This is a genomic window from Desulfosalsimonas sp. (assembly GCF_055149105.1).
The window spans coordinates 22,370-28,419 of sequence record NZ_JBSRLA010000050.1 but is presented as its reverse complement, the minus strand read 5'-3'; the positions used below and the strand labels follow the sequence as shown (position 1 = coordinate 28,419).

General features: G+C 56.2%; 6 protein-coding genes. All 6 read left to right on the top strand.

Annotation, left to right across the window (positions count from 1 at the left end):
* Positions 1–143: 143 nt before the first annotated feature.
* The 6 genes from tssB (at position 144) to tssG (ending at position 6,044) form a co-directional block, all read left to right on the top strand.
* The gene (gene tssB / locus ACTCIA_RS12205) at positions 144–644 is read left to right on the top strand and encodes a type VI secretion system contractile sheath small subunit (RefSeq protein WP_463002099.1); all 501 of its coding nucleotides are present in this window, start codon (positions 144–146) and stop codon (positions 642–644) included.
* A 10-nt stretch (positions 645–654) separates the two neighbouring features.
* On the top strand, positions 655–2,139 hold the full coding sequence (tssC, locus tag ACTCIA_RS12200; RefSeq protein ID WP_463002098.1) for a type VI secretion system contractile sheath large subunit: 1,485 nt from the start codon (positions 655–657) through the stop codon (positions 2,137–2,139).
* Positions 2,140–2,190: 51 nt separating this feature from the next.
* Complete coding sequence (locus tag ACTCIA_RS12195; RefSeq protein ID WP_463002097.1) at positions 2,191–2,679, top strand: Hcp family type VI secretion system effector; 489 nt, start codon at positions 2,191–2,193, stop codon at positions 2,677–2,679.
* 181 nt (positions 2,680–2,860) lie between these two features.
* Positions 2,861–3,274, top strand: a complete 414-nt coding sequence (gene tssE, locus ACTCIA_RS12190) for a type VI secretion system baseplate subunit TssE (protein WP_463002096.1) — start codon at positions 2,861–2,863, stop codon at positions 3,272–3,274.
* Between the two features lie 47 nt (positions 3,275–3,321).
* Entirely contained in the window at positions 3,322–5,055 is a 1,734-nt protein-coding gene (gene tssF / locus ACTCIA_RS12185) for a type VI secretion system baseplate subunit TssF (RefSeq protein ID WP_463002095.1), read from the top strand.
* A complete protein-coding gene (gene tssG, locus ACTCIA_RS12180; protein WP_463002094.1) occupies positions 5,019–6,044 on the top strand; it encodes a type VI secretion system baseplate subunit TssG in 1,026 nt (341 codons plus the stop codon). Before tssF ends, tssG begins: the two co-directional genes overlap by 37 nt.
* Positions 6,045–6,050: the final 6 nt, after the last annotated feature.

The window sequence follows — 6,050 nt, the reverse complement described above, 5'->3', positions numbered from 1 at the left end:
TTCAAGATCAAGGCTTGCGCAATTTCGAAGAATGCAGCGTAGTTATCCGTACGTGAAATTCTGAGAAATTGCGCGTAACGCAGATATTGGACTTTTTACAGCACCATCAAGCTTATCCAACATAACATAAGGGAGGGAGTATTATGGCAAAAGAAGGATCCGTGGCCCCCAAGGAACGTGTCAACATCACCTACAAGTCGGCAACCGGGGATGCAAAGGAAGAAGTGGAACTGCCGCTGAAGGTCATGGTGATGGGCGATTTCACCTCAAAGGAAGACGACCGGATGCTCGAGGACCGCGAACCCATCAATGTGGACAAAAACAATTTCAACGACGTGTTAAAGGCCCAGAATCTGGAGCTGACCTTTGGCGTGCCCAACAAACTGGCCAAAGAAGGCGGCGATGCCGAAGAAGGCGGGGAAATGGCCGTGAACATGAAATTTGAAAGCATCAAGGACTTTGACCCGGATCAAATCGTTGAAAAGGTCCCGGAACTGGCCCAGCTCAAGCAGCTGCGCGAAGCCCTGACCGCGTTGAAGGGCCCGCTGGGCAACACACCGGCGTTCCGCAAGAAACTCCAGGAAATCGTTGCAGACGATGGCACCCGGCAGCGCCTGCTCAAAGAACTCGGATTAGAAGAATAAGGAGCACATCATGGCTGAAGAAAAAAAGGAACAACAGCAAGACCAGGAGGCGTCGGGCCAGGAGGCCTCACTGCTCGATGAAATCCTCGGGGCAACCAAGATTTCGCCTTCCGACGAGTCCTACTCCATTACCCGGACCGGGGTTCAGGCCTTTATTGACGAGATGCTCAAGCCTGAGCGCGAGGGTGAGAAGATCAGCAAGGCCATCGTGGATGAAATGATCGCGGACCTGGATCAGAAAATCTCCGCCCAGGTCAACGAGATCCTGCATCACGAGGAATTCCAGAAGCTGGAATCGGCCTGGCGCTCGCTCAAATACCTGGTGGACAACACGGATTTTCGGGAAAACATCAAAGTCTCGATTTTAAACGCCAGCAAGCAGGACCTGCTCGACGACTTTGAAGACGCCCCGGAAATCCCCCAGTCCGGCCTCTACCAAACCGTTTATACCAAGGAATACGGCCAGTTCGGCGGCGAGCCCTATGGCGCCATCATCGGCAATTACGATTTCTGGCCCGGGCCCCAGGACATGAAGCTGCTGCAGAATATCGCCAGTGTCTCGGCCATGTCGCATGCCCCCTTTATTTCCGCGGCCGGCCCTTCGTTTTTCGGCATAGAAGCCTTTGAGGAACTGCCCAACCTCAAGGATGTCTCCTCGCTTTTTGAAGGACCCCAGTACGCCAAGTGGAGAGCTTTCAGGGAATCCGAGGATGCCCGCTACGTGGGACTCACCCTGCCCAAGTTTCTGCTCCGCCTGCCCTACGGCGAAGACACGGTGCCGGCCAAATCCTTTAACTTCAAGGAAGACGTCTCCGGCGGGAGTTCCAGTTTTCTCTGGGGCAACACGGCCTTTGCCTTTGCCTCCCGGCTGACTGACAGCTTTGCCAAGTACCGCTGGTGCGCCAACATCATCGGCCCCCAGGGCGGCGGGTCCGTGGATGATCTGCCGGTATACAACTATGAGTCCATGGGCGCGATTCAAAGCAAGATCCCCACCCAGGTGCTGTTGTCCGAGCGGCGGGAATACGAACTGGCAGAAGAGGGCTTTATCGGGCTGACCATGCGCAAGGGCAGCAACAATGCTTCTTTTTTCTCGGCCAATTCCTGCCAGAAGGCCAAGTCCTTCGGCAACAGCCCCGAGGGAAAGGAAGCCGAGACCAACTACAAGCTGGGCATGCAGCTTCCCTATATGTTTGTCATCAACCGGCTGTCGCATTACATCAAGGTCATCCAGCGCGAAAATATCGGCACCTGGAAACAGCGCGGGGACCTGGAAGACGAGCTCAACAAGTGGATCCGTCAGTACGTGGCCGACCAGGAAAGCCCCGCGGCCGGCGTGCGTTCCCGCCGTCCCCTGCGCCGGGCCCAGATCAGCGTCGAAGACGTGGCCGGCGACCCGGGCTGGTATACTGTTTCGATGAAGGTGATGCCCCATTTCAAGTACATGGGCGCCAGCTTTACGCTTTCGCTGGTGGGCAAGCTCGACAAGGAATAAGGCCTGCCCGTAAACCAATAACCGTTTTACCAGAACCAAGGAGAAAGCATTATGGCAATGACAAGTTACATGACCCTGGAGGGCAACAATCAGGGCAAAATCGACGGTGACTGCAGCCAGGGCGGGCGGGAAGACATGATTCTGCTCTATGCCATTGATCACGAGATCGAAATTCCCAAGGATACACATACCGGCATGCCCACGGGCCAGCGGATCCACCATCCCCTGAAGGTGACCAAGCATTTTGACAAGGCCACTCCGAAGCTCTACCAGGCCTGCTGCAGCGGCGAGCAGTTCAAGACCGTGGAGATCCAGTATTTCCGGATCAACGACAAAGGTCAGGAAGAACACTATTTCACCACCAAGCTTGAAGGCGCCATCCTGGTATCCACACGAGCCTATAAGCCCATGACATTTCTGGCGGAAAACAAGCCCTACCAGGACATGGAAGTTTTGCAGTTCACTTACGGCAAGATCATATGGACCTATGAGCCCGACGGCATCGAGTCAGAAGACGACTGGAAAGCGCCCAAGGCTTAAAGGGAAGACGGAAGACAGAGGACTGAGGGCAGAGGACAGAGGACAGAGGACAGAAGGCAGAAGACAGAAGGCAGAAGGCAGAGGACGGACAATATGTCCGGGTTTACCATTGACCATTGTCAATTGACAGTGGTCAATGGTGAATTCTCAATAAACGCCTGTATAAGGAGCGGCGGGTAAAATGGAAGGTCTCAGGCTGCTTGAGCGGCTGCGCGCATATGAACAGGACCCGGATCGCAGGGGGGTATGGAATGCGGAACTGATTCTGGCATCCGTTCTCGGGCATTTAAAGGCCCTGCTCAATACCCGCCAGGGAAGCGCCATGATTGCAGACGACCTGGGCCTGCCGGATTTCACCAACATGATCCGCTCCTTTGACGACATGACCTATGAGCAGCTCGCCGGCCACATCGAGACCGTCCTGGAAAAATACGAGCCCCGGCTGACCCGGACCCGAATCCAAGTGCTGCCCAGGGATGACAAGGTATTGAAACTCAAGTTCAAGATCGAGGGCAAACTCCGGCTGCCCGGTTCGGACATGGACATCTCCTTTGAAACCGTGGTGGATCCGGAAGGAAAAATCGATCTGATCTGACTTGCCGGGCTCTGAAAAGCGTTTATACCAACAGGCTGAAAGGTTTTATGACCCAGAAATACTACCAGGAGGAACTGCAGCATCTGCGGGAGCTGGCGGTTGAATTTGCCCGGGCCCATCCCGCCCTTGCGCCGATGCTCACCGGCACGTCCCAGGACCCGGATGTGGAGCGGCTGCTTGAGGCCACAGCCTTTATGACCGGCATGCTCAGGGAAAAGCTCGACGACGATTTCCCGGAAATCATCCAGGGTCTGATGCAGCTGGTGTTTCCCCATTACCTCCAGCCGATTCCCGCAGCGGTCATGATGGCCTTTGAACCCAAGGTCGGCCTGATGCAAAGCTTTACCATCCCCGCGCAAACCGAAATAGACTCTGTGCCGGTAAAAGATCAGCCCTGCACGTTCCGGACCTGCGGGGACATAGAGGTCCACCCTCTGCGGATCACTGCCGTGGACCAGGAGGAAAAAATCGGGCAGAATCCGGTACTGCGGATCCACTTTCGGCTCTCGGGACTGACCCTTGACCAGTGGCGCCCGGAAAAGCTCCGGCTGCACCTGCCGGGGGCCATCGGGGAAGCTGCGGACCTTTATGCCCTGCTGGATCGGCACACGGTCAATATCCGCTTTGTGCCTGAAAGAGACGGCCGGCCGGTCACGGTTTCGGGCCGGGATCATCTGAAAAACGCCATAACAGAGGATCAAACCGCGCTGGTGCCGTATCCGGGCCAGTCCCTGTCGGTTTTCCGCCTGCTGCAGGAATACTTTATCCTCCCGGAGCAGTTTCTGTTTTTCGATTTGTACGGCTGGGAGAACTGGCAGGAACGGGGCTCGGGGGACCGGTTTGCAGTGGAATTCGAACTGGAGCGCCACACCGAAATCCCCAGGGATCTGAAGGCTGAGCGGTTTGCCCTGTTTGTCGTGCCCGCGGTCAATCTGTTTGCCCATGACGCCGTGCCCATCTCCCTGGATCACCGCAACAGCGAATACCGGATCATCCCAGCAGGCAAGGACCGGCATCACTACAGCGTATTTTCCGTGGAAAAAGTCACCGGAATTGTCCAGGGAACCGTGCAAAAACGCGAATACGCGCCGTTTGAACATTTCCGGGAAGCCGACGGAGACCGGGGGAGTTATTTTATCCGCAGGCGCATTTCCATCCACGCCAGGGCACCGGAAATGTTTATCGGTGTGGGTTATCCGGAAGAAAACCGGGTCCGGCCGGAGACGCTGTCCATTGACCTGCTTTGCACCAACGGCGACCGGCCGGCCGCGCTCCAGGCCGGAGATATCTGCAGGGCCACCAGTACTTCTCCGGAGCTGTGCACGTTTAAAAACATCGGTTACCCGACCAAAATGGCCCACCCGCCCCTGGACCGCAACCTGCTGTGGAATCTGCTGTCGCATCTGTCCGTGAACCTGCTTTCCATCATGGAAGCCGACAGCCTGCAGACACTGCTTCGCTTATACGTGTTTGCCGCCATGCAGGACCAAAACGTGGTGCAGGCCAATCTCAAGCGCATTCAGGCCATCAGTGAGGTTTCCTGCAGGCCGGGCAACCGGGTGATCCGGGGGGGCGTGATCCGGGGCTTTGAGATTGAAATCAAAATGAATGCGGCAAACTTTGCCTCCAGGGGAGATTTTGTCTTGTTTTCCGCGGTTCTGGACCGGTTTTTCGCTGAATACGCAGCCATCAACAGCTACACCCGCCTGAGTGTGACCGACAGCTTAAGCGGCGAGAGGACCCAATGGCCCATACGCATCGGAAAGACCCGGATACATTGAAAAACCGCCTTTTGGCCAGCCCGAAGCAGTTCGGCTATTTTCAGGTCATTCGCCTGCTGCGGCGTGCCGGTGAAAACGGGGGGGATTTTTCCGGATTTCTGCGCAATTGCGTCAGGATTCGCCCGCCCGTGTCTCTGGGTTTTTCTGACGTGGATGTGGCCGGTATACGCGATATTTCCACAAAGGACCAGGAGCGTTTTGAAATCACGGCCAATTTCCTGGGGTTCTACGGACCGGGCTCGCCGCTGCCCACCTATTACACCGAGGAAATCATTGATGAGGCCTTTGAAGAAGAAAGCGTCAAACGAGATTTTTTAGACATCTTCAATGACCGGATTTTCAAACTCTTTTATGAATCCTGGAGCAAGTACCGCCTTCCGGTCAAAATCGTGGACGAAAAAGACCCGGTCAGCCTTGAGCGTCTCTATAGCCTCATCGGGCGGACCGAGCCCGAAATCCGGAGCCGCCTGCCGGAAAGCGATGCCCTGCTGTGCTATGCCGGACTGTTTATGGGCGGGACTCGCTCCGCGCTCGGACTCAAAACCCTGATCGCCGACTTTTTCCGGCTTCCCGGGGTTGAAATCGATCAATGCGTGGCCCATTGGGTGGCCATTGACCCGGACCAGCGGTGTCTGCTGGGCCGCCAGGGCTGTGAACTGGGCTGCGACAGCCACATTGGTATCCGGATTCTTGACTACAGCAGCAAAATCCGCATTCGTTGCGGTCCCCTGGATTCGGCACGGTTTCACGACATGTCGCCGGGCACCGAAGCGTTTGACCGCATAACCCGGGTTGTCAACGCATACCTGGATCACCCGTTGAGCGTGGACATCCGGTTGATTGTCCACAATGATCAGATTCATACCACAACCCTTGGCGGGCCGCAGTGGTGCCAACTGGGCTACCATACCTGGCTGATCAGCCCGGACTGCGACCCGTGGGAGCCGGCGCCCAATGCCGCATACGGGCTGCAAACGGCCCTTGGCTGAAAAAAT

What these genes read in the sequence shown, in the direction of transcription:
- tssB (WP_463002099.1), top strand. Translation starts at nt 144, where the DNA reads ATGGCAAAAGAAGGATCCGTGGCCCCCAAGGAACGTGTCAACATCACC.
- tssC (WP_463002098.1), top strand. Translation starts at nt 655, where the DNA reads ATGGCTGAAGAAAAAAAGGAACAACAGCAAGACCAGGAGGCGTCGGGC.
- ACTCIA_RS12195 (WP_463002097.1), top strand. Translation starts at nt 2,191, where the DNA reads ATGGCAATGACAAGTTACATGACCCTGGAGGGCAACAATCAGGGCAAA.
- tssE (WP_463002096.1), top strand. Translation starts at nt 2,861, where the DNA reads ATGGAAGGTCTCAGGCTGCTTGAGCGGCTGCGCGCATATGAACAGGAC.
- tssF (WP_463002095.1), top strand. Translation starts at nt 3,322, where the DNA reads ATGACCCAGAAATACTACCAGGAGGAACTGCAGCATCTGCGGGAGCTG.
- tssG (WP_463002094.1), top strand. Translation starts at nt 5,019, where the DNA reads ATGGCCCATACGCATCGGAAAGACCCGGATACATTGAAAAACCGCCTT.